The sequence below is a fragment of the Haloechinothrix salitolerans genome (assembly GCF_042662605.1).
Lineage (GTDB): Bacteria > Actinomycetota > Actinomycetes > Mycobacteriales > Pseudonocardiaceae > Haloechinothrix_A > Haloechinothrix_A salitolerans.
Genome location: NZ_JBHSXX010000001.1, coordinates 4,450,753 through 4,473,928, shown reverse-complemented (window position 1 = coordinate 4,473,928; position 23,176 = coordinate 4,450,753). Strand labels below are relative to the sequence as shown.

The window sequence follows — 23,176 nt, the reverse complement described above, 5'->3', positions numbered from 1 at the left end:
CCCGCGACAGGTGCACAACGAACGAGAGGGGCGGAATCGTGGACGAGGACGTGCGGCGACGGGAGCGGGTGAGCTTCCCCGACATCAGCTCACGGGCCTACGAGCATCCGGTCGACAGGGGAGCGCTGGCTACCTTGCGGACGGTGCCTGGCTTCGCCCAGGTGCTCAAGGCGTTGTTCGGGTTTTTCACCGAGCGCGGCCTGCGGCTGAGTGCGCTCTCCTCGACGATCCGCGTCGGCCCTCAGCAGTATCCCGAACTTGACAGGCTGCGCGACGAGTGTGCGGCCACGCTTGACCTCCCCACCGCGCCCACGCTGTACGTCATGCGCGATCCCAGCCCGAAAGCGTTCACGATTGGCCTGGACGAACCGTTCATCGTGCTCACAACCGGCCTGGTCGAGATGGCCGACACGGAGGGGCTGCGGTTCGCCATCGGGCACGAGATGGGCCACGTGCTGTCCGGGCACGCGGTGTACCGGACCATGATGATCCACCTTGTGGAGCTGCAACGCAGCCTGTCGTGGAATCCCATCAGCGGTATCGGCTTGCGGGCGGTACTCGCCGCGCTGCACGAGTGGTTCCGCAAAGCGGAGCTGTCATGCGACCGCGCGGGTTTGCTGTGTGGCCAGGATGCCGCCGCCGCGCTGCGGCTGCACATCCAGCTCGCGGGCGGGATCGATCCCGACACGATCGACATCCCGTCGTTCTTGCGGCAAGCCGAGGAGTACGAGGGAGTCGACGATCTGCGCGACAGCCTGCTCAAGCTACGCAGCCTGGAGACCATGACGTACCCGCTCGCCGTGGTGCGTGCCGCCGAGCTGCAAAAATGGGCGGGTTCGGCGGAGTATCGCGCGATGCTGGCCGGCGAGTATCCGCGCCGGGCCGACGACGAGCCCCACTCGGCCTGGCGGGACGACATCAAGGCCGCGGCGCGTTCGTACCAGGCGTCGTGGTCCGAGTCGACCGACCCGCTGACGAAGGTGTTCGCCGACGTCGGCACCGCGGTCACCGATGTCGCGGGTAAGGTGCGCGACAAGTTCAGCAACCGAGGGCCAGCATCGGGAAACCAGTCGGGAACCTCCGGAGAGACCGCCGACTGACGGTCGGCGATGGTCGCTGCCGGTGGCAGGACCTCAGTTCATCTTGGCCGCGCCCGAGATGTCAGCCAATTCGTCATGCGAGACCGGGACGGCCCGCAACGCGGAGACGAATCCCGCTTCCCTGGACAGCAACGCGGTGACGAGCCGCAGCCGGTGCAGCGGGTCCGTCTGGCGCAGTAATGCCTGCTGCTCCGCCAATGGCAGCAGGCAGTCCGCCGCGAGCAGATAAGCGAGTTCGGCGACCGCGGCTGACGTGGGTGGCGCGGACCAGTCGCCGTCGTGCCAGGCTGCCTCGCAGTAGCGTGCGTGGGCGGCGCGCGCCGCCTCGGCCAGCGTCCGCGCCGTGGTGCCATCGGGGTCGAGCGTGGGTTCGTCCGGCAGCCACTCGACATCGCCCATCAAGTACGGCGTGTCGCTCGCTGTCAGCTCGTGCAAGAGGAACCGGCGTGCGCCGGTGGTGACGATGTCGAACCCGCCGCTGCTGGTGGCGCTGACCTCGCGTAGCTGCGCCGTGCACCCGACGGGATACAGCTGCCCGATCCGGTCGACGTCGCTGACCAGGGCGTTGCGGATCGCGATGACGCCGAACTCGCGATCAGGGACGACGCCGCGCACCAAGTCATCGACCAGCTGCCTGTAGCGGGGTTCGAAGATGTGCAGCGGCAGGTGTACGCCGGGTAGCAGGACCGTGTGCAGTGGAAACAGCGGAAGTTGTGCCGTGGGGCGGTCGGGGGGTGATCGGTCGGGATGGCTGTCAGCGGGCACGGGTTTACGCTACGTCGGATTCGGCGGCTTCGCTGGATGGTCGTGTCCCTCGTTCCCGACGTCGTGTCACCGCGCGCCAGGCGGCCGGAGTACCGCGAACGGGTCGGTCACCTGCATGGTGGTGTCGGTGAAGGTGTACAGGGCGGCGGGACGTCCACCCGAGCGGCCGGGCGGCACGGTCGTGCCGGTCGGTTTCAGCACGCCTCTGCGGGAGAGCACCCGCTGCAGATTGGTGGCCGATACTTTGTGGCCGAGCGCGGCGGAGTAGATGTCCCGCAGTGCGGAAAGGGTGAACGCGTCCGGCGCGAGCGCGAATCCGATGTTGGTGTAGCTGAGTTTCGAGCGCAGCCGGTCGCGGGCCCGCAGGATGATCGCCTCGTGGTCGAACGCGGTGCGGGGGAGGGCGTCGACGTCGTGCCACGCCGTGTCCTCCGGGACGACGGGATCGGCGTCGCTGGGCACCAGCCCGAGGAACGCCGTCGCGACCACGCGGGGGCCGGGTACCCGGTCCGGCGCGCTGAACACCGCGAGCTGCTCGACATGGCGCAGCTCACGGATGTCGACCTTCTCTGCGAGCTGTCTGCGGATCGACGTCTCGACATCCTCGTCGGCGCGCAGCCTGCCGCCGGGTAACGACCAGCGCCCGATGTGCGGATCGAGTGCGCGTTGCCAGAGCAGCACCCGGAGTGTGTCCGATCGCACGTGCAGTACCGCGCACAGAACCTCGTGTGCCAAGGGGGCTCGGGTGTTAATATGGCTGTGCACGTTTTCGATCCTAAGGCGAAAACCGAGGCTGACGCAACACAGGGAGTAGTCATGACCGAGACGCTGACGGACACGGCTCCTGACCTCACGCCGTACGGTGGCGTCGACGCGGACGCGGCATGGGCGGACGAGGTGCGCCGACTCGCTCGGCAGCGAGACGCCGTGCTGCTCGCGCACAACTACCAGCTACCGGAGATTCAGGAGATCGCCGACCACACCGGCGACTCGCTCGCGCTGTCTCGGATCGCCGCCGAGTCGGAGGCGTCGACCATCGTGTTCTGCGGTGTGCACTTCATGGCCGAGACCGCCAAGATCTTGAGCCCGGACAAGACCGTGCTGATCCCGGACGCGCGCGCGGGCTGCTCACTGGCCGACTCGCTTACGGCCGAGCAGCTGCGGGAGTGGAAGGCGCAGCACCCGGGTGCGGTCGTCGTCTCCTACGTGAACACCACGGCCGACGTGAAGGCCGAGACCGACATCTGCTGCACGTCGTCCAACGCCGTCGACGTCGTGGCCTCCATTCCCGCAGACCAGGACGTCCTGTTCGCACCGGACCAGTTCCTCGGCGCGCACGTCAAGCGGGAGACCGGCCGCGAGAACCTGCACATCTGGGCGGGCGAGTGCCACGTCCACGCGGGAATCAACGGCCCTGAGCTGGCCGAGCGCGCCGCTGCCAACCCGGACGCCGATCTCTTCATCCACCCGGAGTGCGGCTGCGCCACGTCCGCGCTGTACCTGGCGGGCGAGGGCACGGTGCCCGCCGACAAAGTCAAGATCCTCTCCACCGGCGACATGGTGAAGCAGGCGCGAGACACCAGCGCGAAGTCGGTGCTGGTCGCCACCGAGGTCGGTATGCTGCACCAGCTGCGCAAGGCCGCGCCGGAGATCGACTTCGCCGCCGTGAACGACCGCGCATCCTGCCGGTACATGAAGATGATCACCCCGGCGGCGCTGCTGCGGTCGCTGCGCGACGGTGTCGACGAGGTCCACGTCGACGCGGAGACCGCGCGGCGCGCCCGCGCGTCGGTGGAGCGGATGATCGCCATCGGCCAGCCTGGCGGTGGCGAATGACCACCGTCGGTAACGGAGTTGGTGACTTAGAGGCGAAAACCGCGCGTGCCGTGGGGTCGCGGTCTGAGCGTCCGGCGGACGGCTGGGAGGCGACCGCCGACCTGGTTGTCGTCGGCACTGGAGTCGCCGGGTTGACGGCCGCACTACGGGCGCGCGAGCTAGGGCTGTCCGTGCTGGTGGTGACCAAGGCCGAGGTCACAGACAGCAACACGCGGTGGGCGCAGGGCGGCGTCGCGGTGGTCGACGTCGCCACAGGGGATTCCATCGCGGGCCACGTCGCGGACACTCTCGCGGCGGGCGGCGGACTGTGCGAGGAAGACGTCGTCCGCGCCATCGTCGCGGGCGGACCCGCCGCCGTCGCGCGGCTGCGGGCGCGCGGCACGACGTTCGACCGCGCCGCGGACGGCGGCCTGGCCCGCACTCGCGAGGGCGGGCACAGTGCTTTCCGCGTGATCCACGCCGGGGGAGACGCCACCGGCGTGGAGGTCGAACGCGCGCTCGTCGCCGATGTCGACAGGAAGCGCGTACCGGTGCTGGAACGCCACGTCGCGGTGGACACGCTGCGCACGCCGTCTGGTGGTGTCGGCGGTCTGACGCTGCTCGATCCGGACGGCGCGCGATGTGTCGTCCGCGCTCGTGCGGTGCTGCTGGCGACCGGTGGGTTCGGGCAGCTCTACCAGGCGACGTCGAACCCGGAGATCGCCACCGGCGACGGACTCGCGCTCGCCTTGCGGGCTGGCGCGGCGGCCGCCGACCTGGAGTTCGTTCAGTTCCACCCGACCGTGCTGTACACGCGGGGTGCGCTGGGCCGATGCCCGCTGGTGACGGAGGCGGTGCGCGGCGAGGGTGCGGTGCTGGTCGACGCCGCTGGTCAGCGCGTGATGGCGGGTGTGCACCCGTCGGCGGACCTCGCTCCACGCGACGTCGTCTCCGCCGCGATCACCCGTCGGCTGGCCGCCGCGGGGACCGACCACGTCTATCTGGATGCCACCGGCATCGACGGTTTCGCGCGGCGGTTCCCCACGGTGCACGCGGCGTGCGCTCGGGTGGACGTCGACCCGACGCGGGAGCCCATTCCGGTGACGCCCGCGGCGCACTTCGCGTGCGGTGGCGTGGCGACGTCCCCCGAAGGGCGCACCGGCGTGCCCGGGTTGTACGCGGCTGGCGAGGTCGCGCGCACCGGCCTGCACGGCGCGAACCGGCTCGCCTCGAACAGCCTGCTGGAGGGGCTGGTCGTGGGAGAGCGGGCCGCCGAGGCCGTGGCGATGGACCTCGCGGCGGGCGAGCTGGCACCGCTGACCCGCGTGACACCGAGTGATGCCGTTGTCGCCCCGGTCGCGGACCGGAGCCTGGTACAACGCCTGATGAGCCGCCACGCGGCGATCGGCCGGGACACGGACGGGCTGTCGTCGGCCGCGTCTCGGATCGCCGCCGCGCGCCGGGAGCGTGCGCTGGACAGCCACCGAGCCGTCGAGGACGCCGCGCTGACGCTGCTCGCCGACGCGCTGCTCCTCTCCGCGGCCGAGCGCACCGAGTCGCGCGGCTGCCACGTGCGCACCGATTTCTCCGAGCGGGACGACGTCCATTGGCAGCGCAGCGTGCGGGTGCGGTTGGACGCCACCGGCGCGCCGGCCGTGCTGTCCCCGGCGCTGGCCAGCGGCGCGGCATGAGCGGCGCGAGCGGTGTCGGGCTTGCCGACCGCACCACGACCCTGCTCACCGACGTCGGGCTCGACGTCGACGACGTGCTGCGCGTGGTGCGGACGGCGCTCGATGAGGACTTGCGCTACGGGCAGGACGCCACTACGAAGGCCACGGTGCCCGCCGACGCGCACGCCGTCGCGGAGCTGACGCCCCGGGCCGCGGGCGTGCTCGCTGGGGCACCGGTCGCGTTGGCGGTGTTCGACGCGGTGCTGGGGGCCGACTACGACGTCCTAGACGTGTGCTCTGACGGTGCGTCGTTGATCCCGGGCGAACCCGCGCTGGTGGTGCGGGGGCCGGTGCGGGGATTGCTCACCGCTGAGCGTACGGCGCTGAACCTGCTGTGCCACCTGTCCGGCATCGCGACGGCCACGGCGGCGTGGGTCGCGGCCGTTGACGGCACCGGTTGCGCCATCCGCGACTCCCGCAAGACACTGCCCGGCCTGCGGCTGTTGCAGAAGTACGCGGTGCGCGCGGGGGGCGGCGTCAACCACCGCATGGGCCTCGGCGACGCGGTGCTGATCAAGGACAACCACGTCGTCGCGGCCGGGTCGGTGTCCGCCGCGCTGGCGGCGGCGAGGGAGACGGCCCCGTCGCTGGCGTGCGAGGTCGAGGTCGACACGCTGGCGCAGTTGGACGAGGCGCTGGCGGCGGGTGCGGACGAGGTCCTGCTGGACAACTTCGCGCCCTCCGACTGCGCCGAGGCGGTCCGCCGTCGTGACGCCACGTCACCGAAAACACGGCTCGAGGCGTCCGGCGGACTGCGCCTCGACGTCGCCAGGACGTACGCCGAGACCGGCGTGGACTATCTCGCCGTTGGTGCACTCACGCACTCGTCCCCGGCGCTGGATATCGGCATGGATCTGCGGTAGTCGACCGTTCCGGGCGTTCAGCCACCGAGCGCCGACAACGACGCGAACTCGTCGTCGGTGAGCTCGACGTCAGCGGCCGCGACGTTCTCCTCGAGGTGAGCCACCGACTTCGTGCCGGGAATCGGGAGCATCACCGGCGAGCGGCGAAGCAACCAGGCCAGCGCCAACTGGGCCGGAGTGGCGTCATGCTCGCGCGCGGCCGTCTCAAGCACGCTGCCGGGCTGGGCAAGCTCCCCGGTCGCGATGGGGAACCACGGGATGAACGCGATGCCCATGTCGGTGGCGACGTCGAGGACGTCCTCGTGGTGCCGGTCGGTGAGGTTGTACAGGTTCTGCACGCTCGCGATCTCGGTCACCGCAGCGGCTTCCTTGATCTGCTGGGCATCGACCTCGGACAATCCGATGTGGCGAATCTTGCCGGCGTCCTTGAGCTCCGCGAGCGCGCCGACCTGGTCGGCGAGCGGCACCTCGGGGTCCACCCTGTGCAGCTGGTAGAGGTCGATGCGCTCGACGCCGAGGCGGCGCAGACTCATCTCGACCTCCTGCTTGAGGTAGGCCGGGCGACCCACCGGAACCCACTCGCTCGGCCCGGTACGCACCAGACCGCCCTTCGTGGCGATCACGACGTTCTCCGGGTAGGGGTGCAGCGCCTGGCGAATGAGGTCCTCGCTGACGTACGGCCCGTACGAGTCCGCGGTGTCGATGAAGGTCACGCCAAGCTCGACCGCGCGCCGCAGCACCGCGATCGCGCCATCGGGGTCCGCTGGCTCGCCCCACACGCCGGGCCCCGTGATCTGCATGGCGCCGTAGCCGAGACGGTGGACCGGGAGGTCGCCCCCAAGCCGGAACACTCCACCTGGCGCCGTCGGTTGTGTGTTGGTCACTCGTCCTCCTCGTCGTGGATCATGTCCACCAGTGCCAACTCGAACCAGACCCCGGGTGTTCCCGACCGCCGTGCTCGGTCGCCCGCGTCAGAAGATCGTGCCGGACCTCCGGTTGGCCAGCGCACCGGTGGCGCGCCGGGACTTCTCCGCCAGTTCCGGGTCGGCGTAGATCACCAGGGTGTCGGGACCGGCGTCGAGCCCGGCGCGGACGCGGCCGAACGGGTCGGCCACCAGGGAATGTCCGACCCCGGTTGGGGCGCGCAGCACTTTCTCGTCGGTGATCCCACTCGCCGTAGGGTCCGCCTGGTCGCAGCCGAACACCCAGCTCCCGGAGTCCAGCGCGCGGGCTTGCACCAGCAGCTCCCACTGCTCCCGCTTTCCCTCACCGGCGCCCCACGACGCGGGCAACAACACCACCGACGCGCCCTGCTCCGCCAGCGCTTGGAACAGCGTGGGAAACCGCACGTCGTAGCAGGTGGCGAAGCCGAGTGTGACGTCGTCGACCGTGAGCGTCACGACCTTCTCACCAGGCGCGACAGTGCGAGACTCGAAGAAACCGAACGCGTCGTAGAGGTGGATCTTGTCGTAGCCGAGGTGGTGTCCGCGCCCGGTGATCAGCAGCGTGTTGTGCACGCGATCGGCGTCGGCCGGGGTGAACATCCCCGCGACCACAAGCACTCCGGCGCGCTCGGCGATCCGCGCCACCTCGGACGCCCACGGCCCGTCCAGCGGCTCCGCGAGCGGGCGTAACGGCGTCCCGAATCGCGCCATCGTCGCCTCTGGAAACACCACGACGGACGCACCGGCATCCGCCGCGCGCTGGACGCCGGAACGCACCAACTCCAGGTTCTTGGCGGGGTCCGGGGTCGACGTCACCTGACACAATGCGACGTGGGGCATACCTCACCTCCTGCCATGCAGTATGCCCGCAAGGCCGCCCCGTACCCTTAAGGCATGCTCAACCGCACCGACCTGCGAAACCGTGTCCCTTCCGCCGCCGAGCTGCGCGCCACACTGCCGCGCGCCGACGTCGACGTGGACGCGGCGGTGCATCAGGTGCGTCCGCTGGTCGACGACGTCAAGGCGCGTGGCGTCGAGGCCGCGCTGGACTACACCGAGAAGTTCGACCAGGTGAGGCCGCCAACCGTTCGGGTGCCGCGGGCCGAACTAGACGCCGCGCTCGCCGCGCTGGAGCCGGACATCCGGTCCGCGCTGGAGGAGGCCATCACCCGCGCTCGCGCGGTGCACGCCGACCAGCGCCGTCCCGACGTCACCACGACGGTCACCGACGGCGGCACCGTGACCGAGCGGTGGGTGCCGGTCGGCCGCGTCGGACTGTACGCGCCGGGCGGACTGGCGGTGTACCCGTCCAGCGTGGTGATGAACGTCGTCCCGGCGCAGGCAGCGGGAGTGGGCTCGCTGGTCGTCTGCTCGCCGCCGCAGGCCGAGTTCGGCGGCACGCCGCACCCGACGATCCTGGCCGCCGCCGCGCTGCTCGGCGTGGATGAGGTGTGGGCGGTCGGGGGCGCGCAGGCAGTCGCGCTGTTGGCCTACGGCGGCACCGACACCGACGGCGCCGAGCTGGCGCCGGTCGACATGGTGACCGGACCGGGCAACATCTATCTGACCGCGGCCAAGCGGATGCTGCGCGGTCTCATCGGCATCGACTCCGAGGCGGGTCCGACCGAGATCGCCATCCTCGCGGACGAGACCGCCGACCCGGCGCACGTCGCCGCCGACCTGGTCAGCCAGGCCGAGCACGACACGATGGCCGCGAGTGTGCTGGTGACGACGTCCGAGCAACTGGCCGACGACGTCGACGCGGAGCTGGAACGCCGGGTCGCCGCCACCAAACACACCGAACGTGTGACGACCGCGCTGCGTGGTGCGCAGTCCGGCACCGTGCTGGTGTCCAGCATCGACGACGGCATCCGCGTGGTGGACGCCTATGCCGCCGAGCACCTGGAGATCCAGACCGCCGACGCCAGCGCCGTCGCCGCGCGGGTGCGCAACGCGGGCGCGATCTTCGTCGGGCCGTACGCGCCGGTCTCGCTCGGCGACTACTGCGCCGGGTCGAACCACGTGCTGCCCACCGGCGGCTACGCGCGGCACTCCGGCGGGCTGTCGGTGCAGACGTTCCTGCGGGGCATCCACGTCGTCGACTACTCCCAGGACGCGTTGCGCGCGGTGGCCGACAAGGTCGTCACGCTGGCCAACGCGGAGGACCTGCCCGCGCACGGCGAGGCCGTGCGAGCCCGCTTCGGTGGTGAGGTCTGATGGACGACGTCACGCTGGACGACCTGCCGCTGGCCGAGGCACTGCGCGGCAAGACACCATACGGTGCGCCGCAGCTCGACGTCGCGGTGCGGCTCAACACGAACGAGAACCCGTACCCGCCGCCGCCCGAACTGGTGGCCGACGTCGTCGCCGCGACCGAGCGAGTCGCTCGGGAGCTGCACCGCTACCCGGACCGGGACGCCGTCGAGCTGCGCACCGACCTCGCCGCGTACCTGAGCGGCGCGACCGGGGTGCCGCTGACCACCCGGAACCTGTGGGCGGCGAACGGGTCCAACGAGGTGCTGCAGCAGTTGCTGCAGGCGTTCGGCGGGCCGGGCCGGACGGCGCTGGGCTTTGAGCCGTCGTACTCGATGCACCCGATCCTGGCGTCCGGCACGCGCACCGAGTGGCTGCCCGCGCCGCGCCGGGACGACTTCACGCTCGACGTCGATGTCGCCGTTGCGGCGATCCGGCGGCACGACCCGGACGTCGTGTTCGTAACCAGCCCGAACAACCCGACCGGGTGCTCCATCCCGCTCACGGACCTGCGGACGGTGCTGGACGCCGCGCGGGGCGTCGTCGTCGTGGACGAGGCGTACGCGGAGTTCTCCCGGCAGCCGAGCGCGGTGAAACTGCTGGCGGAGTTCCCGGCGAAGCTGATCGTGTCGCGCACCATGAGCAAGGCGTTCGCGTTCGCCGGGGGCAGACTGGGGTACCTGGCCGCCGCACCCGCGGTGGTTGACGCGCTGCAACTCGTGCGGCTGCCGTACCACCTGTCGGCGCTGACTCAAGCCGCCGCACGGGCCGCGCTCAAGCACGGCGAACAGACGTTGGCGTCGGTGGCGACGTTGGTGTCCGAACGCGACCGAGTTGTGGCCTCGTTGCGTGACCTGGGGTTCCAGCCGGTGGACAGCGACGCCAACTTCGTCCTGTTCGGACACTTCGAGGACGCACCCGCCGCGTGGCGGTCTTATGTGGACGCTGGTGTACTGATCAGGGACGTCGGTATCCCGGGCCACCTGCGGGTGACCATCGGAACGCCGGAGGAGAACGACGCGTTCCTGGCTGCGAGCAAGGAGGCCGTGTGAGCCGCATTGGCAAGGTGGAGCGCACCACCAAGGAGTCGTCGATCACGGTCGAGGTCGACCTCGACGGCACCGGGCAGGTCGAGATCGACACGGGTGTCGCGTTCTACGACCACATGCTCACCGCGTTTGGCGTGCACGGCGCGCTGGACCTGCGGGTGAACGCGACCGGCGACGTCCACATCGACGCGCACCACACCGTCGAGGACACCGCGATAGTGCTCGGTCAGGCGATCCGCGAGGCGCTGGGGGAGAAGCGCGGCATCCGCCGTTTCGGTGACGCCTGGGTGCCGATGGACGAGACGCTGGCACACGCCGCCATCGACGTCTCCGGGCGGCCGTACTGCGTACAGCTTGGCGAGCCGGAGCGGTTCGAGTCCTTCACGATCGGGGGCAACTACCCGTTCGTGTTGACGCGGCACGTGTTCGAGTCGCTGTCGTTCCACGCGCAGGTCGCGCTGCACGTGCGGGTGCTGCACGGCCGGGACCCGCACCACATGGCCGAGGCGCAGTACAAGGCCGTGGCGCGGGCGCTCCGCGCGGCGACCGAACCGGACGAGCGGCTCGGCGGCATCCCGTCGACGAAGGGCGTGCTGTAAGGGCGGTCCGCCCCGGATAGGCTCGGCGCAGCTGAGTCGAGTCACTGGAGGAATGTCGTCGTGCCATCCGAAGTCGTCATTGTCGTGTTGATCGCGCTCGCGGGGTTCCTGCTGGGTGGGGTCTACACCAGCTGGAAGACGGCGAAAGGCATGGCGATGGTGCTGCTCGTCGCCGCCGTCCTCGCGGCAGGCGGCGCGGCGGTGTGGTGGTTCTCGCTGTAGCGGCTACAGGCTGAGATGGAGGCGCAGCGCGTCGTCCAGCTCATTCAGCAGGCCGGGTGTCAACCGCCCTGCCTGCGCGCCCAGACGTCCCACGCTGATCGATCTTACCTGCTCTGCTTGTGCTTTCGAGTCGCGGTTCAGTCCGACTTCGTCGGCGGGCAGGAGTATCTGAAACGGATACACCTTGGCGACGTTCGACGTGATGGGAACGACGGTGAGCACGCCATGCCGCGAAAGTGCTGCGGTGGTGTTGGCGCCGTCGTTGCTGACGATGACCACTGGCCGTCGCTTGTTGACCTCCGCGCCCTGGGCTGGGTCTAGATTGGCCAGGTAGATGTCGCCACGGAGCATCTACGACGCCAAACCGTCGGCGGTTGTGGTATCCCAGACGTCGGCTTCGCCTGATTCCTCCCACTCACGCCACGCGTCCGCGTACGCAGGCCCAAGCTGCGATGCCCGGAGCAACTGCACGGCCCTGGTCAGCGCGGCTGATCGTGACCCGATGTGATGCTCCCGGCTGTAGCGGTCGAGGAACGCGACGTCCTCGTCCGGAAGACTAACGCTTACCTTCATACCATGATGCTACCGCTGGTAGTATCTGAGTAGCAAGCGAAGCCAGCACCCCGCTCACACTCGCGCGTGCTCCCGCTCCGCCTGCGGCTTCGCCAGCGCCTCGCCTTCGACGTCGACCGTGGGCAGCACCCGGTCCAGCCAGCGCGGCAGCCACCAGGCGCCCCTGCCGAGTAGCGACATCACGGCGGGCACCAGCGTCATCCGCACGACGAAGGCGTCCACCGCGACGCCGAACGCGAGCGCGAAGCCGATTGACTGGATCAGTGTCTCCGAGGACAGCACGAACCCGGCGAACACGCTGATCATGATCAACGCGGCGGCGACGACGACCCGCGCGCTGTGGCGGAAGCCGGTCACCATCGCCGTGGTTGGGGCAGCGCCGTGCACGTACTCCTCGCGCATTCGCGTGACCAGGAACACCTGGTAGTCCATCGCGAGTCCGAACAGGACACCGATGAGCAGCACCGGCAGCATGCTCATGATCGGGCCGGTCGCGTCGACGCCGAGCAGGTCGGTCAGCCAGCCCCACTGGAACACCGCGACGACCGCGCCAAACGTCGCCGCCACCGAGCCGAGGAACCCGAGCGCCGCCTTCACCGGCACCACGATCGAGCGGAACACCAGCATCAACAGCACAAATGCTAGTCCGACGATCAGTGTCAGATACGGCAGCAGCGCGTCCGACAGCTTCTCCGAGACGTCGATGTTCATCGCGGTCTGCCCGGTCACCGCGAGGTCGGTGCCGGTCGACTCACGCAGGTCGCGGATGGCGGTGACCAAGTCGTGTGTCGCCTGGCTGCTCGGGCCGGTCTCCGGGATCACGCTGAACACGCTGAGGTCGCCTGCCGGATTGGTCCGCGGTGGCGTCACCGTGGCGACGTGGTCCAGTTCCGCGATCCTGCCCGCGGCTTGCCGCGCGGCCTCGTTGTCCGTGGCGTCGACGATGATGGTGAGCTGCCCATTGGCGCCCTCGCCGAAGCCCTCGCTGATCAGGTTGTACGCGGCGCGCCGCGTGGAGTCCTCCGGCGCCATGCTATCGTCTGGCAGCCCGAGCTGCATGCTCGCGGCGGGGATCGCCACCACGGCGAGCGCCCCGACCGTCGCGATCAGCACGAGCGAACGGCGGCGCGCGACGAACCGGGCCCAGCGTTGTCCCAGTGTGTCGCCGGTGCCCTGTCCGAGCTTGCGCAGGCCGGGAAGACGTCGTGCCAGCACACGACGTCCCGCGAAGCCCAGCACGGCGGGCAGCAGCGTGACGGCGATGAGCACCGCGACCGCGACGGTGAGCGACGCCGCGAGACCCATCTCGCCCAGGAACGGGATGCCGACCACGGTCAGTCCAGCCAGCGCGATGATCACGGTCAATCCCGCGAACACGACGGCCGACCCGGCCGTGCCCACGGCGTGTGCGACGGCCTGTTCCGGCGGGCGGCCGTTGCCCAACTCATGTCGGTAGCGCGACACGATGAACAGCGCGTAATCGATGCCGACCGCGAGCCCGATCATCAGCGCCAGCACCGGCGTGTTCGCGTTCAGCTCGAGGAACCCGGATGCCGTCGCGATGCCCGCCATGCCGACACCGACGCCGATCAGCGCGGTGAGCAGCGGCAGTCCCGCCGCCAGCAGCGAGCCGAAGGTGATCGCGAGCACTACCGCCGCGACCGCGACGCCAATGACCTCGGTGGGTTCGGTCTCCGGTGCCCCCGCGATGACGTCGCCGCCGAACTCGACCCGCAGCCCCGAGTCGCGGCCCGGCTGCGCCGCGTCGCGCAGCTCCTGGCGCTGCGCGTCGGTGACCTCGAACGGCTGGACGTCGTAGGTGGCACGTGCCAGCGCGATCCGGCCGTCCGGCGACAGGGAGCGGGTGGCGAACGGGTCGCTGACGTCGACCACCCCAGCAGCGTCACGCGCCTCAGCCAGCACCGCCTTGGCGGTACGAGCGTTGGCGGGATCGGTGAGCGTCTCGCCCTCCGGTGCGGCGATGACGACGCGCGCCGTCGCCCCGGCCGCCGCCCGCGGGAAACGCTCTTCGAGCTGGTCGATAGCCCGCTGCGACTCGGTTCCGGGTATCGACACGGCGTTGGTCATCGCGCCGGACAGCGTCGCCGACGTCATGCCGACCACGGCTAGCAGCAGGAGCCAGACGCCGGTCACCAGGACGCGGTGCCGGAATGAGAAACGTCCAATCCGGTGCAGGAGGGTGGCCACGGCTGTCTCCGATCGCGGGAGAGTGCGAAGGGCTGTCACGTTCGACGCTAGCCATTCGGCTAGTAGTCGACAAGCCGTTCGGCTAGCATGTGACCGGACGCACGAGGCGTAGGGACGTCGAGGCGAGGAGGCGGTCATGACCGAGGCGGTCGACACAAGGGGGCGGTTGCTCGACACGGCGCTCGGGCTCTACGCGGAGCACGGCGTCGAGGGCACGTCGTTGCAGAAGATCGCCGACGCGCTCGGCGTCACCAAGGCCGCCGTGTACTACTACTTCAAGACGAAGGACGAGATCGCTCACGCCGTCATCGAGCCGGGGCTGCGCGACCTCCGGGCAGCGGTCACCGCGGCCGAGGCGCAACGGCGGCACGGCGCGCGGGTCGACACGATGCTCGACGGCCTTGCCGACGTGATCATCCGCCACCGGACACTGGTGCGGCTCTTCAACGGTGACCCCGGGTTGCAGCGGATCGTCGAGGCGTCGGTGCGCGAGTATGGCGGGGTGGCCGAGCGGATGATCGCGGTGCTGGTCGGGCCGGAACCCACGCCGGAGGCTCGGGTGGCGGCGTTCGTCGCGGCGCTGGGCATGTCAGGAACCGGCGGCGCGCCCGAGGTGGCCGATCTCGATGACGACCAGCTCCGCACCGCCCTGCTCGACGCGGGAAGCCGCGCCGTCGGCAGGCCCCGGCGGCGATGACGAGTCGGTCAGATCCCGCCTTCGGACGCCGCCTTCAACTTCGGTGCGCCAGGGCCGTACTCGGCGAGCTGGTCGTCCTGGTTGAACAGCCCGCACGCCCGTAGCGACAGGCACCCACACCCGATGCAGGTGGTAAGGCTGTCGCGGAGCCGCTGCAGCGCGTCGATTCTGGTGTCCAGTTCGTTGCGCCACCGCTTCGACAGCTTCGTCCAGTCCGCCTTGGTGGGAGCGCCATGCGCGGGCAGCGTCGACAGTGCCTCCGCGATATCGTCCAGGCTGAGCCCGACGCGCTGCGCGGACCGGATGAACGCGATGCGGCGCAGCGTGGCACGCGGATAACGGCGCTGGTTGCCCGTCGTGCGCTCGGCGCTGATCAAGCCGCGGTCCTCGTAGAATCGCAATGTCGTGTGCGGGACGCCGCTGCGTTCGGCGACCTGTCCGATCGTGAGATGGTGCGCGAGTGCCGTCACGTCACCAGCTTAGCCATGACCTCCAGTTAAGTCGAAGTTCGAGGGGGAACACGGCGTCGGGAACGGGGGACACGAAGGCAGGAGTGCCGAACACACCGGCGTGAGTGTCGGACACGGCGCGGTGTCCCACTCGTCGGAATACTCGATTGCACTGGAGTGTAGGACTGAAATGTGCCCGCTAAGTCGTTGAGCCACCCGGAGGCCGTGTCGCCGTTGCGTAACGGCCGGTTTTTGGCGTTGCTACTCGCGTCGGCTGGGCTGTTCGCCGGGTTCTCCCTGTTGGTTTCGGTCGTGCCGCTGTGGGTGGTCCGCAATGGCGGTGGCGAGTTCGCCGCTGGCGCGGTGACCGGCGTGTTCATGGCGACGACGGTGCTGGCGCAGCTGCTGATGACCGGCCTGGTGCGGCGTTTCGGATACCGCGCGATGTCGATTGTCGGTGCGCTACTGATTGGCGGTCCGGTGCCGCTGCTGGCGTTGTCAACGACGTGGCAGCCGATCCTGGCGATCTCCGGCGTGCGGGGGCTCGGCTTTGGCATCGTCACGGTCTGCGGCAGCGCGCTGATCGCCGAACTGTTGCCAGCGGGCTCGCTCGGGCGCGGGTCGGGGTTGTACGGCCTGGCGGTGGGCCTCCCGTTGCTGGTGTGCCTGCCAGCGAGCACCGCGATCGCCGAGTACGCCGGGTTCACGCCGGTGTTCGCGGCGGGCTTCGCGCTGCCGCTGTTGGCGGTCGCGCCGATGGTGGTGCTGCCGCGCGGCCAGCGGGACGACCACACCGAGAGCCAGCCAGCCACCGCTGCCGCCGCGTCGGTGTGGCGGCCGTGGCTGCCGATGCTGGCGGGTTCGATCGCGTTCGGGGCGATGGTCACGTTCCTGCCGCTGGTGTTCGCGGACATCCCCGCGCTGGGCTCGGCCGCACTGCTGCTGATGTCGGCCACCGCGCTGAGCGGACGGTGGCTCGCAGGCATGTGGGGCGACCGCGCCGCGACGGCAGGGAGGCTGTTGCTCGCCGGGATCGCGGCGGTGGCGGTGGGTTTGCTTGGTTTCGCGGGCGGCACCGGTGTCGCGACTATGGCGGCGATGATCGTCGCCATGGTCTGCGTCGCTATTTACGGCGCGGGGTTCGGCATGGTGCAGAACGACTCACTGGTGCTGATGTTCGCGCGGGTGTCGCCCGCGCACGCCAGCGTTGCGTGGAATGTCGCGTTCGATGCCGGTCAAGGTGCCGGGGCCGTCGCCGTAGGCGCGGTAGCGGCCACGACGAGCTACCCGGTCGCGTTCGGCGCGCTTGGGTTGCTCGCGCTCGCCGTGTTGCCGGTGTCCGCCGCGGCCAAGGGCGGGAAGTAGGCTGGTAGCCGTGACACGAGTCGTGATCTTGGACTATGGGTCGGGCAATCTCCGTTCCGCCGAGCGTGCCGTGCGGCGCGCGGGCGCCGACGTCGAGGTGACGTCCGATCCGCATGCCGCGCTTAACGCCGACGGGCTCGTCGTGCCGGGTGTCGGCGCGTTCAGCGCCTGCATCGCAGGTCTGCGCGAGGTTGGCGGCGACAAGATCGTTGGCAAGCGCCTCGCGGGCGGCAGGCCGGTGCTCGGCATCTGCGTCGGCATGCAGATCCTGTTCGAGCGCGGTGTCGAGCACGGCGACGAGGCCGAGGGCCTTGGCGAGTGGCCGGGTGTCGTGGACGGCCTGCACGCGGACGTCCTGCCGCACATGGGCTGGAACACCGTGCGCGCTCCCGAGGACTCGGTGCTGTTCGCCGGGCTCGACGCCGACACGCGGTTCTACTTCGTGCACTCCTACGCCGCCCGCACGTGGGAGCTGGAGTCGGGACTGACCGGCCAAGCGCCGAAGGTGACCTGGGCCCACCATGGCGAGGACTTCGTCGCCGCCGTCGAGAATGGCGCGCTGTGCGCCACCCAGTTCCACCCGGAGAAGTCTGGCGACGCCGGTGCCCAGGTACTGCGCAACTGGCTGGGCACTCTCTCGTAACCCGCGCCACTCGCCGGTGATTGCGAGCTCTGGTCCAGCCGCCACGACTGTAAGCCGGCGCCCACGACCACCCCTCGCAAGCTCAGGGCGGCCCCGTCCCCCGACTGGGCGGCTGGACCAACCGCTAGAGTGAGACACCGTGACTTTGACGCTGCTCCCCGCTGTTGACGTCGCCGATGGCCAGGCCGTGCGCCTGGTCCAAGGCGAGGCCGGAACCGAGACCACCTACGGCGCGCCGCTGGACGCCGCCCTGTCCTGGCAGCGCGACGGCGCCGAGTGGATTCATCTTGTCGACCTCGACGCCGCGTTCGGCAAGGGCTCGAACCGGGAACTGCTCGCCGAGGTCGTCGGCAAGCTCGACGTCCATGTTGAGCTCTCCGGCGGCATCCGCGACGACGCCTCGCTGGATGCCGCGCTTGCGACCGGCGCGCGGCGGGTCAACCTCGGCACCGCGGCGCTGGAGGATCCGGACTGGACGTCGCGGGTGGTCGCGGAGTACGGCGACCGGGTCGCCATCGGCCTCGACGTGCGGATCACCGACGAGGGCCACCGGCTCGCCGCGCGCGGCTGGACCAAGGACGGCGGCGACCTGTGGGAGGTGCTCGCCCGGCTGGACGCGGACGGCGCGCAGCGCTACGTCGTCACCGACGTCAGCAAGGACGGCACGCTGCGCGGACCGAACCTTGACCTGCTCGCCGCCGTGTGCGCCCGTACCGACGCCGCCGTGATCGCGTCCGGCGGGGTATCGAGCGTCGGCGACCTCGTAGCGCTGTCGAAGCTGACCGGCGACGGCGTCGAGGGCGCGATCGTCGGCAAGGCGCTGTACGCGGGGGCGTTCACGCTACCGGAGGCGCTCGCCGCCGTCCGGTAGCGCGGGTCTCCCGGCGCCTCAGTCGTCTAGCGTGATCCCGACGCCGATCGTGCGCTTCTTGCCGCCGCGCAGGATGCTGCCCACCACGCCGAGGAATCCGAGCACCCCGTACTTGCGACCGAGCAGCTTGCGCACCCGGTCGGTTTCGGCGTCGTCGAGCAGTCGCGCGGTGCCGCTCACCGACTCGCCGTGGGTGCGCTTGCCGCGCAGGTCGCAAGCCGTGACCTCGACGCGCGGGTTGTTGCGGAGGCGCTTGACCTTGCCGGAGTTCCGCTCGGTCCAGACGAACAGTTCACCGTCGTCGGCGACCGCCCAGATCGGCGTCGGCACAGGTGTGCCGTCGCGGCGGAAAGTGGTCAACTGGACGTACTTCTCGTCGGCGAGGCGACGCAGCGCGGTGGGCATGCCGCCAGCTTAGCGACTCACGGCGTCCTTCGGCGCAGCGTGGCCGCCCCGAGTACCAGTGCCGCCAGCGCACACGCCGCCACGATCAGGAGGTTCTTCACCAGTGTGCCGTCGATCTCCGTCGAGTGAGTGACCTGGGTGAGAGCATCGACGGCGTAGGACAGTGGCATGACGTCGGAGATCCAGTCCAGCACGGTGGCCATCTCATCGCGCGGTGCGAACAGCCCGCACAGCAGCACCTGTGGCATCACGAACGCGGGCATGAACTGCACCGCCTGGAACTCGGTGCGGGCGAACGCGCTCGCGAACAGTCCGAGAGCGGTGCCGAGAAGCGCGTCGAGCACCGCGATCCCGCCGAGCAGCCATACCGAACCGGTGATGTCGAGGCCGAGCCAGGTCAGCGAGGTCACCATCGCGACGACAACCTGAACGACGGCGACCAGACCGAACGCGATGGCGTACCCGAAGAGCAGGTCCAGCTTGGCCAGCGGCATCGTCATCAGCCGTTCTAACGTCGCGGTGGTGCGCTCCCGCAGCGTGGTGATCGACGTGACAATGAACATGATCGCGAACGGGAACACCGCGAGTAGCGCGGGCGCGGCGCGGCTGAACTGCTGCTCGTCGTTGAACACGTAGCGCAGCAGCGCGAGCAGCACCGATGGCATGATGATCATGAGCGCCAGGGTGCGGTGGTCGTGGCGTAGCTGGGTGAGGATGCGGCGCGTGGTGGCCAGCGTGATCGTGGGGTTCAAGACGGTCATGACACGGTGTCCTTGATCAAGCGGAGGAAGGCGCGTTCCAGGTCGGCTTCGCCGGTGTGAGCGCGCAGTTCGGCGGGGGAGTTGGCGGCGAGCAGTTCGCCCTCGCGGAGTAACAGCAGGTGTTCGCAGCGGGTGGCCTCGTCCATGACGTGGCTGGAGACCAGCAGCGTCACCCCGCGTGCGGCGAGCCCGGCGAACAGCTCCCACAGCTCGTCGCGCAGCACCGGGTCGAGGCCGACGGTGGGCTCGTCCAGGATCAGCAACTCGGGATTGCCGAGCAGCGCGACGGCGAGGTTGGCGCGGCTGAGCTGGCCACCGGAGAGCTGGCCGATGATCGCGTCGGCGTGCGACGTCAGGTCCACCTCGTTGATCACCCGAGCGACGTCGTCGGCCGGTGCGCGCAACACCGAGGCGAAGTAGGTCAGCGCTTCGGTGACGGTGATGTCGGGATAGATCGCCGGGTTCTGGGTGCTGTAGCCGATGCGGCTGCGCAGGTCTTTGTGGCCAGCGGGTCTACCGAGCACGGTGACGTCGCCGCTCTCGACGATCTGCACCCCGACCAGCGAACGCATGAGGGTGGTCTTGCCGCACCCGCTCGGACCAAGCAGGCCGGTGACGGTGCCACGTTCGATCTCGAAGCTGATGTCCTTCAGGACGTCGCGGCCGCCGCGCTGGACGCGGAGGTCGTTGACCACGACAGCGGAATTATCCATGCGTTTAATTCTGCGCGCGTTGAATGGCCGCTGTCAAGCGGTAGGCGTCATGCGGCCGCGGGTCAGTCGAAGTAGTGCTGGATCACCGGGGCGACGGTCGCGATGACGTCGTCGTCGCTGGCTGAGGCGATGGGTTCCACGCGCACCACGTAGCGCAGCATCGCGATGCCTACGAGGTGGGCTGATGTCGCCGTCATCGCCAGTTCGCCGATACCGAACTCCGCCGCGATCGGACGCACCACCGTCCGGAGCAGGAACTCACGCATCATCCTGGCGGCGTTCTCGTTCGACGCGATCGAGCGCAGCAGCGCGAGGAACGGTTGTCTCGCCTCGTCGTCGCCCCACACGCTGAGGAAGAATCGGGTGAGCCGCTCGCCGACCTGCTCGCGCGGACCCGCGACCGCCTGTCTGATGACGTCCGCGGGGTTGACAGGCAGCGCCAGCGCCGCGACGAATACCTGGTCCTTGGAGCCGAAGAAGTGGTGGATCAGGGCGGCGTTGACGCCGGCCTCGGCCGCGATCGCACGAATCGTCGTCGCGTCGAAGCCGTTCTCGGCGAACAGGCCGCGGGCCGCGGCCAGGATCTGCTCGCGGGTTTCGGTCTGTCCGGGTCGCCGTCCCGCCTTCGCCATGCGCCGTCCTCCACATCGCCTACGTGTGATCAAGCGTATGCCGTTGCCCCGCCCGCGCAGCCGGGCATAGGCGCGCCAGTACGCTCGTGAGCATGTCCGTCGCGGTAAGGGTGATCCCGTGTCTTGATGTCGACGCGGGCAGGGTCGTCAAGGGCGTCAACTTCGAGAACCTGCGGGATGCGGGCGATCCGGTCGAGCTCGCGCGGCTCTACGACGCCGAGGGTGCGGACGAGCTGACGTTCCTCGACGTCACCGCGTCGTCCGGTGATCGCGAGACTACCTACGACGTCGTGCGGCGCACCGCCGAGCAGGTGTTCATTCCGCTCACCGTGGGCGGCGGTGTCCGCGGTACCGAAGACGTCGACAAACTGCTGCGCGCGGGAGCGGACAAGGTCAGCATCAACACCGCCGCGATCGCGCGCCCCGAGCTGCTGCGGGAGGCGTCGCGGCGGTTCGGCTCGCAGTGCATCGTGCTATCGGTGGACGCGCGGCGAGTGCCAGCGGCTGGCGAACCGACGCCGTCCGGGTTCGAGGTCACCACACACGGTGGCCGGAAGGGCACTGGCATCGACGCCGTCGAATGGGCCGTGCGCGGTGAGGAACTAGGCGTCGGTGAGATCCTGCTCAACTCGATGGACGCCGATGGCACCAAAGCCGGGTTCGACCTGGAGCTAATCCGCCTGGTGCGAGCCGCCGTGCGGGTGCCTGTGATCGCCAGCGGTGGCGCGGGCGAGCTGGCACACTTCCCGCCCGCCATCGAGGCGGGAGCGGACGCGGTACTCGCGGCGAGCGTGTTTCACTTCAAGGAGTTGTCCATCGGCGAGGTCAAGTCGACGATGCGTGAGGCTGGGGTGGTCGTTCGGTGAGCTCGCTCGATCCCGCGGTGGCGGCGCGACTCAAGCGCACCGAGGACGGCCTGGTCGCCGCGATCGCGGTGGACGACGCCACCGGTGACGTCCTGATGCTGGCGTGGATGGACGACGAGGCGCTGCACCGCACGCTGACCACCCGCCGCGCGACGTACTACTCCCGCAGCAGGCAGCAACTCTGGGTGAAGGGGGAGACGTCGGGGCACACGCAGCATGTGCGCGAGGTGCGCATTGACTGCGACGGTGACGCGGTGCTACTGCGCGTGGATCAGGTCGGTCCCGCGTGCCACACCGGTGCGCCCACGTGCTTCGACACCGACGAGCGGGTGCTGCTGGCTCGGGAGTGAGCCCCCCCTTCTCTGACGTCATCGCTGCTCGTCATCAGGGGGCTCAACGGGCGCCGGACGGAAGAAAAAGCCTCGGCCTGCCCGGTTGGGTCTCCCCGGGACGAGGTCGCCATTTCGTTACACCATGGTGGATTGGTGGCGCTAGGTTCGAGTTTGTGAGCCCCTCAGTCGATCGTCCCCGTCAGGTACCGCTGCAACGTCGGCGCGATGGCGGTGACGAGGGTGTCGATGTCCGCCGAGGCCAGCGGCTCGAACTGGACGACGTAGCGGACCATGCCGAGCCCGATCATCTGCGACGCCGCGAGTGTCGCGCGGAACAGTTGCTGGTCGGAGCCGGTCGAGCGCAGCACCTCGCTGAAGATGTAGCGGATGAAGAAGTCCCGCAGCAGGTGGATGGCCTGCTCGTGGCTGGTCACGCTGCGCACGATCGCGGCGAACGTGCCGCCGCCCGCCGAGTCCCACGTGGTGACGAACGTGCGCACGATCCGCTCGCCCAGCGTGTCCTGGTCGCCGTCGAGCAGCTGCGTGACCAGGTCTCTCGGGCTGAACGGCAGTTGCAGCACCGCCTCGGCGAACAGGCCCTCCTTGCTGCCGAACCAGTGGTTGACCATGGCAGCGTCCACCCCGGCGCGGTGCGCGATACCCCGCACGGTCGCGCCGTCGTAGCCCGATTCGGCGAACACCTCACGCGCCGCGTCGATCAGCGCGCCCCTGGTATCGCCGCCGCCGGGGCGTCGTCCCCGGCGCTTCGTGCCTGTGGTGCCGCCCGCCGCGTCCGCCGTTGCTTCGTCGCTCACGGTGTCCATCATCCCGCATCGGGAGTGCGCCGCCGGTCACCACCGTGACCGCCACCCGGAAAACCACTGCCGATGCGACGACGCACCCTGCCACACTGGCGGCATGACTGCGCAGTCTCCCGAGCGTCCGATGTCCCCGCCCGAACCGCCCTACTACGCGGTGGTCTTCACCTCGACACGAACGCCCGGCGACAACGGCTACACCGAGCGCGCGGAGCGCATGTTCCAGCTCGCCCACGAGCAGCCCGGCTTCCTCGGCGTGGACACCGCACGCGGAGCGGCCGGCCTGCGCATCACCGTCTCGTACTGGCGAGACGAGGAATCCATCGCCGCGTGGCGCGACCAGGCCGAACACGCCGAGACCAGAGCGGACGGCCGTCATCATTGGTACGAGTCGTTCGCCGTCCATGTCGCCAAGGTCGAACGCGCCTACCAGTTCACCCGGCCCTGAGCGGGTGCCGCTCGCGAGCACCCGACCAACACGGAACACCCCACTGACGGCAGAA

At 69.7% G+C, this 23,176-nt stretch carries 28 protein-coding genes; 15 read left to right on the top strand and 13 right to left on the bottom strand.

What is annotated here, in order from left to right; genetic code table 11:
- Positions 1–38: 38 nt before the first annotated feature.
- On the top strand, positions 39–1,100 hold the full coding sequence (locus tag ACFQGD_RS21240; RefSeq protein WP_390183334.1) for a M48 family metallopeptidase: 1,062 nt from the start codon (positions 39–41) through the stop codon (positions 1,098–1,100).
- A 33-nt stretch (positions 1,101–1,133) separates the two neighbouring features.
- On the opposite strand, the gene ACFQGD_RS21235 is transcribed toward ACFQGD_RS21240, so the two are convergent.
- On the bottom strand, positions 1,134–1,865 hold the full coding sequence (locus tag ACFQGD_RS21235; RefSeq protein ID WP_345397548.1) for an LON peptidase substrate-binding domain-containing protein: 732 nt from the start codon (positions 1,863–1,865) through the stop codon (positions 1,134–1,136).
- 66 nt (positions 1,866–1,931) lie between these two features.
- A complete protein-coding gene (locus tag ACFQGD_RS21230) occupies positions 1,932–2,567 on the bottom strand; it encodes an NUDIX hydrolase (protein ID WP_345397545.1) in 636 nt (211 codons plus the stop codon).
- 114 nt (positions 2,568–2,681) lie between these two features.
- Here ACFQGD_RS21230 and nadA point away from each other — a divergent pair, with 114 nt between their 5' ends.
- From nadA to nadC, 3 genes are read left to right on the top strand one after another with little or no spacing between them, the layout of a single operon-like run.
- A complete protein-coding gene (nadA, locus tag ACFQGD_RS21225; RefSeq protein ID WP_345397542.1) occupies positions 2,682–3,701 on the top strand; it encodes a quinolinate synthase NadA in 1,020 nt (339 codons plus the stop codon).
- The gene (locus ACFQGD_RS21220) at positions 3,698–5,371 is read left to right on the top strand and encodes an L-aspartate oxidase (RefSeq protein ID WP_345397539.1); all 1,674 of its coding nucleotides are present in this window, start codon (positions 3,698–3,700) and stop codon (positions 5,369–5,371) included. Before nadA ends, ACFQGD_RS21220 begins: the two co-directional genes overlap by 4 nt.
- Positions 5,368–6,273: a carboxylating nicotinate-nucleotide diphosphorylase gene (nadC, locus tag ACFQGD_RS21215; RefSeq protein ID WP_345397536.1), complete on the top strand. Its 906-nt coding sequence runs from the start codon at positions 5,368–5,370 to the stop codon at positions 6,271–6,273. Before ACFQGD_RS21220 ends, nadC begins: the two co-directional genes overlap by 4 nt.
- 17 nt (positions 6,274–6,290) lie before the next feature.
- On the opposite strand, the gene ACFQGD_RS21210 is transcribed toward nadC, so the two are convergent.
- Together ACFQGD_RS21210 and ACFQGD_RS21205 are read right to left on the bottom strand one after the other, a co-directional pair.
- Positions 6,291–7,157 (bottom strand): aldo/keto reductase, encoded by an 867-nt coding sequence (locus tag ACFQGD_RS21210; protein ID WP_345397533.1) that lies wholly within the window; start codon positions 7,155–7,157, stop codon positions 6,291–6,293.
- An 87-nt stretch (positions 7,158–7,244) separates the two neighbouring features.
- A complete protein-coding gene (locus ACFQGD_RS21205; protein WP_345397531.1) occupies positions 7,245–8,057 on the bottom strand; it encodes a carbon-nitrogen hydrolase family protein in 813 nt (270 codons plus the stop codon).
- Between the two features lie 54 nt (positions 8,058–8,111).
- Between ACFQGD_RS21205 and hisD the strand changes: the two genes are divergently transcribed.
- The 4 genes from hisD to ACFQGD_RS21185 are packed head-to-tail and all read left to right on the top strand — an operon-like array spanning position 8,112 to position 11,340.
- Positions 8,112–9,434, top strand: coding sequence for a histidinol dehydrogenase (gene hisD, locus ACFQGD_RS21200; RefSeq protein ID WP_345397529.1), 1,323 nt, complete (start codon positions 8,112–8,114; stop codon positions 9,432–9,434).
- Complete coding sequence (locus tag ACFQGD_RS21195; RefSeq protein ID WP_345397526.1) at positions 9,434–10,522, top strand: histidinol-phosphate transaminase; 1,089 nt, start codon at positions 9,434–9,436, stop codon at positions 10,520–10,522. Before hisD ends, ACFQGD_RS21195 begins: the two co-directional genes overlap by 1 nt.
- Positions 10,519–11,118, top strand: coding sequence for an imidazoleglycerol-phosphate dehydratase HisB (gene hisB, locus ACFQGD_RS21190; protein ID WP_345397523.1), 600 nt, complete (start codon positions 10,519–10,521; stop codon positions 11,116–11,118). The genes ACFQGD_RS21195 and hisB overlap by 4 nt, the downstream gene beginning before the upstream one ends.
- 60 nt (positions 11,119–11,178) lie before the next feature.
- Positions 11,179–11,340, top strand: coding sequence for a hypothetical protein (locus tag ACFQGD_RS21185; protein ID WP_345397520.1), 162 nt, complete (start codon positions 11,179–11,181; stop codon positions 11,338–11,340).
- Positions 11,341–11,343: 3 nt separating this feature from the next.
- Here ACFQGD_RS21185 and ACFQGD_RS21180 read toward each other — a convergent pair whose 3' ends face one another.
- From ACFQGD_RS21180 to ACFQGD_RS21170, 3 genes are read right to left on the bottom strand one after another with little or no spacing between them, the layout of a single operon-like run.
- Entirely contained in the window at positions 11,344–11,691 is a 348-nt protein-coding gene (locus ACFQGD_RS21180) for a type II toxin-antitoxin system PemK/MazF family toxin (protein ID WP_345397517.1), read from the bottom strand.
- On the bottom strand, positions 11,692–11,913 hold the full coding sequence (locus ACFQGD_RS21175; protein WP_345397514.1) for a ribbon-helix-helix domain-containing protein: 222 nt from the start codon (positions 11,911–11,913) through the stop codon (positions 11,692–11,694). It abuts the gene before it with no gap.
- Between the two features lie 54 nt (positions 11,914–11,967).
- Positions 11,968–14,121, bottom strand: a complete 2,154-nt coding sequence (locus ACFQGD_RS21170; protein WP_345397511.1) for an MMPL family transporter — start codon at positions 14,119–14,121, stop codon at positions 11,968–11,970.
- Positions 14,122–14,257: 136 nt separating this feature from the next.
- Between ACFQGD_RS21170 and ACFQGD_RS21165 the strand changes: the two genes are divergently transcribed.
- Positions 14,258–14,818, top strand: a complete 561-nt coding sequence (locus ACFQGD_RS21165; protein WP_345397508.1) for a TetR/AcrR family transcriptional regulator — start codon at positions 14,258–14,260, stop codon at positions 14,816–14,818.
- Positions 14,819–14,826: 8 nt separating this feature from the next.
- On the opposite strand, the gene soxR is transcribed toward ACFQGD_RS21165, so the two are convergent.
- A complete protein-coding gene (soxR, locus tag ACFQGD_RS21160; RefSeq protein WP_345397505.1) occupies positions 14,827–15,288 on the bottom strand; it encodes a redox-sensitive transcriptional activator SoxR in 462 nt (153 codons plus the stop codon).
- A gap of 171 nt (positions 15,289–15,459) precedes the next feature.
- On the opposite strand from soxR, the gene ACFQGD_RS21155 reads away from it, so the two are divergent.
- From ACFQGD_RS21155 to priA, 3 genes are all read left to right on the top strand, one after another.
- Complete coding sequence (locus tag ACFQGD_RS21155; RefSeq protein ID WP_345397502.1) at positions 15,460–16,632, top strand: MFS transporter; 1,173 nt, start codon at positions 15,460–15,462, stop codon at positions 16,630–16,632.
- Between the two features lie 10 nt (positions 16,633–16,642).
- Positions 16,643–17,275: an imidazole glycerol phosphate synthase subunit HisH gene (hisH, locus tag ACFQGD_RS21150; RefSeq protein WP_345397499.1), complete on the top strand. Its 633-nt coding sequence runs from the start codon at positions 16,643–16,645 to the stop codon at positions 17,273–17,275.
- Between the two features lie 139 nt (positions 17,276–17,414).
- Positions 17,415–18,146, top strand: coding sequence for a bifunctional 1-(5-phosphoribosyl)-5-((5-phosphoribosylamino)methylideneamino)imidazole-4-carboxamide isomerase/phosphoribosylanthranilate isomerase PriA (gene priA, locus ACFQGD_RS21145; protein ID WP_345397496.1), 732 nt, complete (start codon positions 17,415–17,417; stop codon positions 18,144–18,146).
- 18 nt (positions 18,147–18,164) lie between these two features.
- Here priA and ACFQGD_RS21140 read toward each other — a convergent pair whose 3' ends face one another.
- The 4 genes from ACFQGD_RS21140 to ACFQGD_RS21125 form a co-directional block, all read right to left on the bottom strand.
- Positions 18,165–18,551 carry a PPOX class F420-dependent oxidoreductase gene (locus tag ACFQGD_RS21140; RefSeq protein ID WP_345397493.1) on the bottom strand — a complete coding sequence of 129 codons (387 nt, stop codon included), beginning with the start codon at positions 18,549–18,551 and terminating at the stop codon, positions 18,165–18,167.
- 17 nt (positions 18,552–18,568) lie between these two features.
- A complete protein-coding gene (locus tag ACFQGD_RS21135; RefSeq protein WP_345397891.1) occupies positions 18,569–19,303 on the bottom strand; it encodes an ABC transporter permease in 735 nt (244 codons plus the stop codon).
- A gap of 5 nt (positions 19,304–19,308) precedes the next feature.
- Positions 19,309–20,025 carry an ABC transporter ATP-binding protein gene (locus ACFQGD_RS21130; RefSeq protein WP_345397490.1) on the bottom strand — a complete coding sequence of 239 codons (717 nt, stop codon included), beginning with the start codon at positions 20,023–20,025 and terminating at the stop codon, positions 19,309–19,311.
- Positions 20,026–20,087: 62 nt separating this feature from the next.
- Positions 20,088–20,657 (bottom strand): TetR/AcrR family transcriptional regulator, encoded by a 570-nt coding sequence (locus ACFQGD_RS21125; protein WP_345397487.1) that lies wholly within the window; start codon positions 20,655–20,657, stop codon positions 20,088–20,090.
- Positions 20,658–20,749: 92 nt separating this feature from the next.
- Between ACFQGD_RS21125 and hisF the strand changes: the two genes are divergently transcribed.
- Positions 20,750–21,523 carry an imidazole glycerol phosphate synthase subunit HisF gene (gene hisF / locus ACFQGD_RS21120; RefSeq protein ID WP_345397484.1) on the top strand — a complete coding sequence of 258 codons (774 nt, stop codon included), beginning with the start codon at positions 20,750–20,752 and terminating at the stop codon, positions 21,521–21,523.
- A complete protein-coding gene (gene hisI / locus ACFQGD_RS21115; protein WP_345397481.1) occupies positions 21,520–21,873 on the top strand; it encodes a phosphoribosyl-AMP cyclohydrolase in 354 nt (117 codons plus the stop codon). Before hisF ends, hisI begins: the two co-directional genes overlap by 4 nt.
- Positions 21,874–22,037: 164 nt before the next feature.
- On the opposite strand, the gene ACFQGD_RS21110 is transcribed toward hisI, so the two are convergent.
- Entirely contained in the window at positions 22,038–22,670 is a 633-nt protein-coding gene (locus ACFQGD_RS21110) for a TetR/AcrR family transcriptional regulator (RefSeq protein WP_345397478.1), read from the bottom strand.
- Between the two features lie 103 nt (positions 22,671–22,773).
- Between ACFQGD_RS21110 and ACFQGD_RS21105 the strand changes: the two genes are divergently transcribed.
- Positions 22,774–23,121 carry an antibiotic biosynthesis monooxygenase family protein gene (locus tag ACFQGD_RS21105; RefSeq protein ID WP_345397475.1) on the top strand — a complete coding sequence of 116 codons (348 nt, stop codon included), beginning with the start codon at positions 22,774–22,776 and terminating at the stop codon, positions 23,119–23,121.
- Positions 23,122–23,176: the final 55 nt, after the last annotated feature.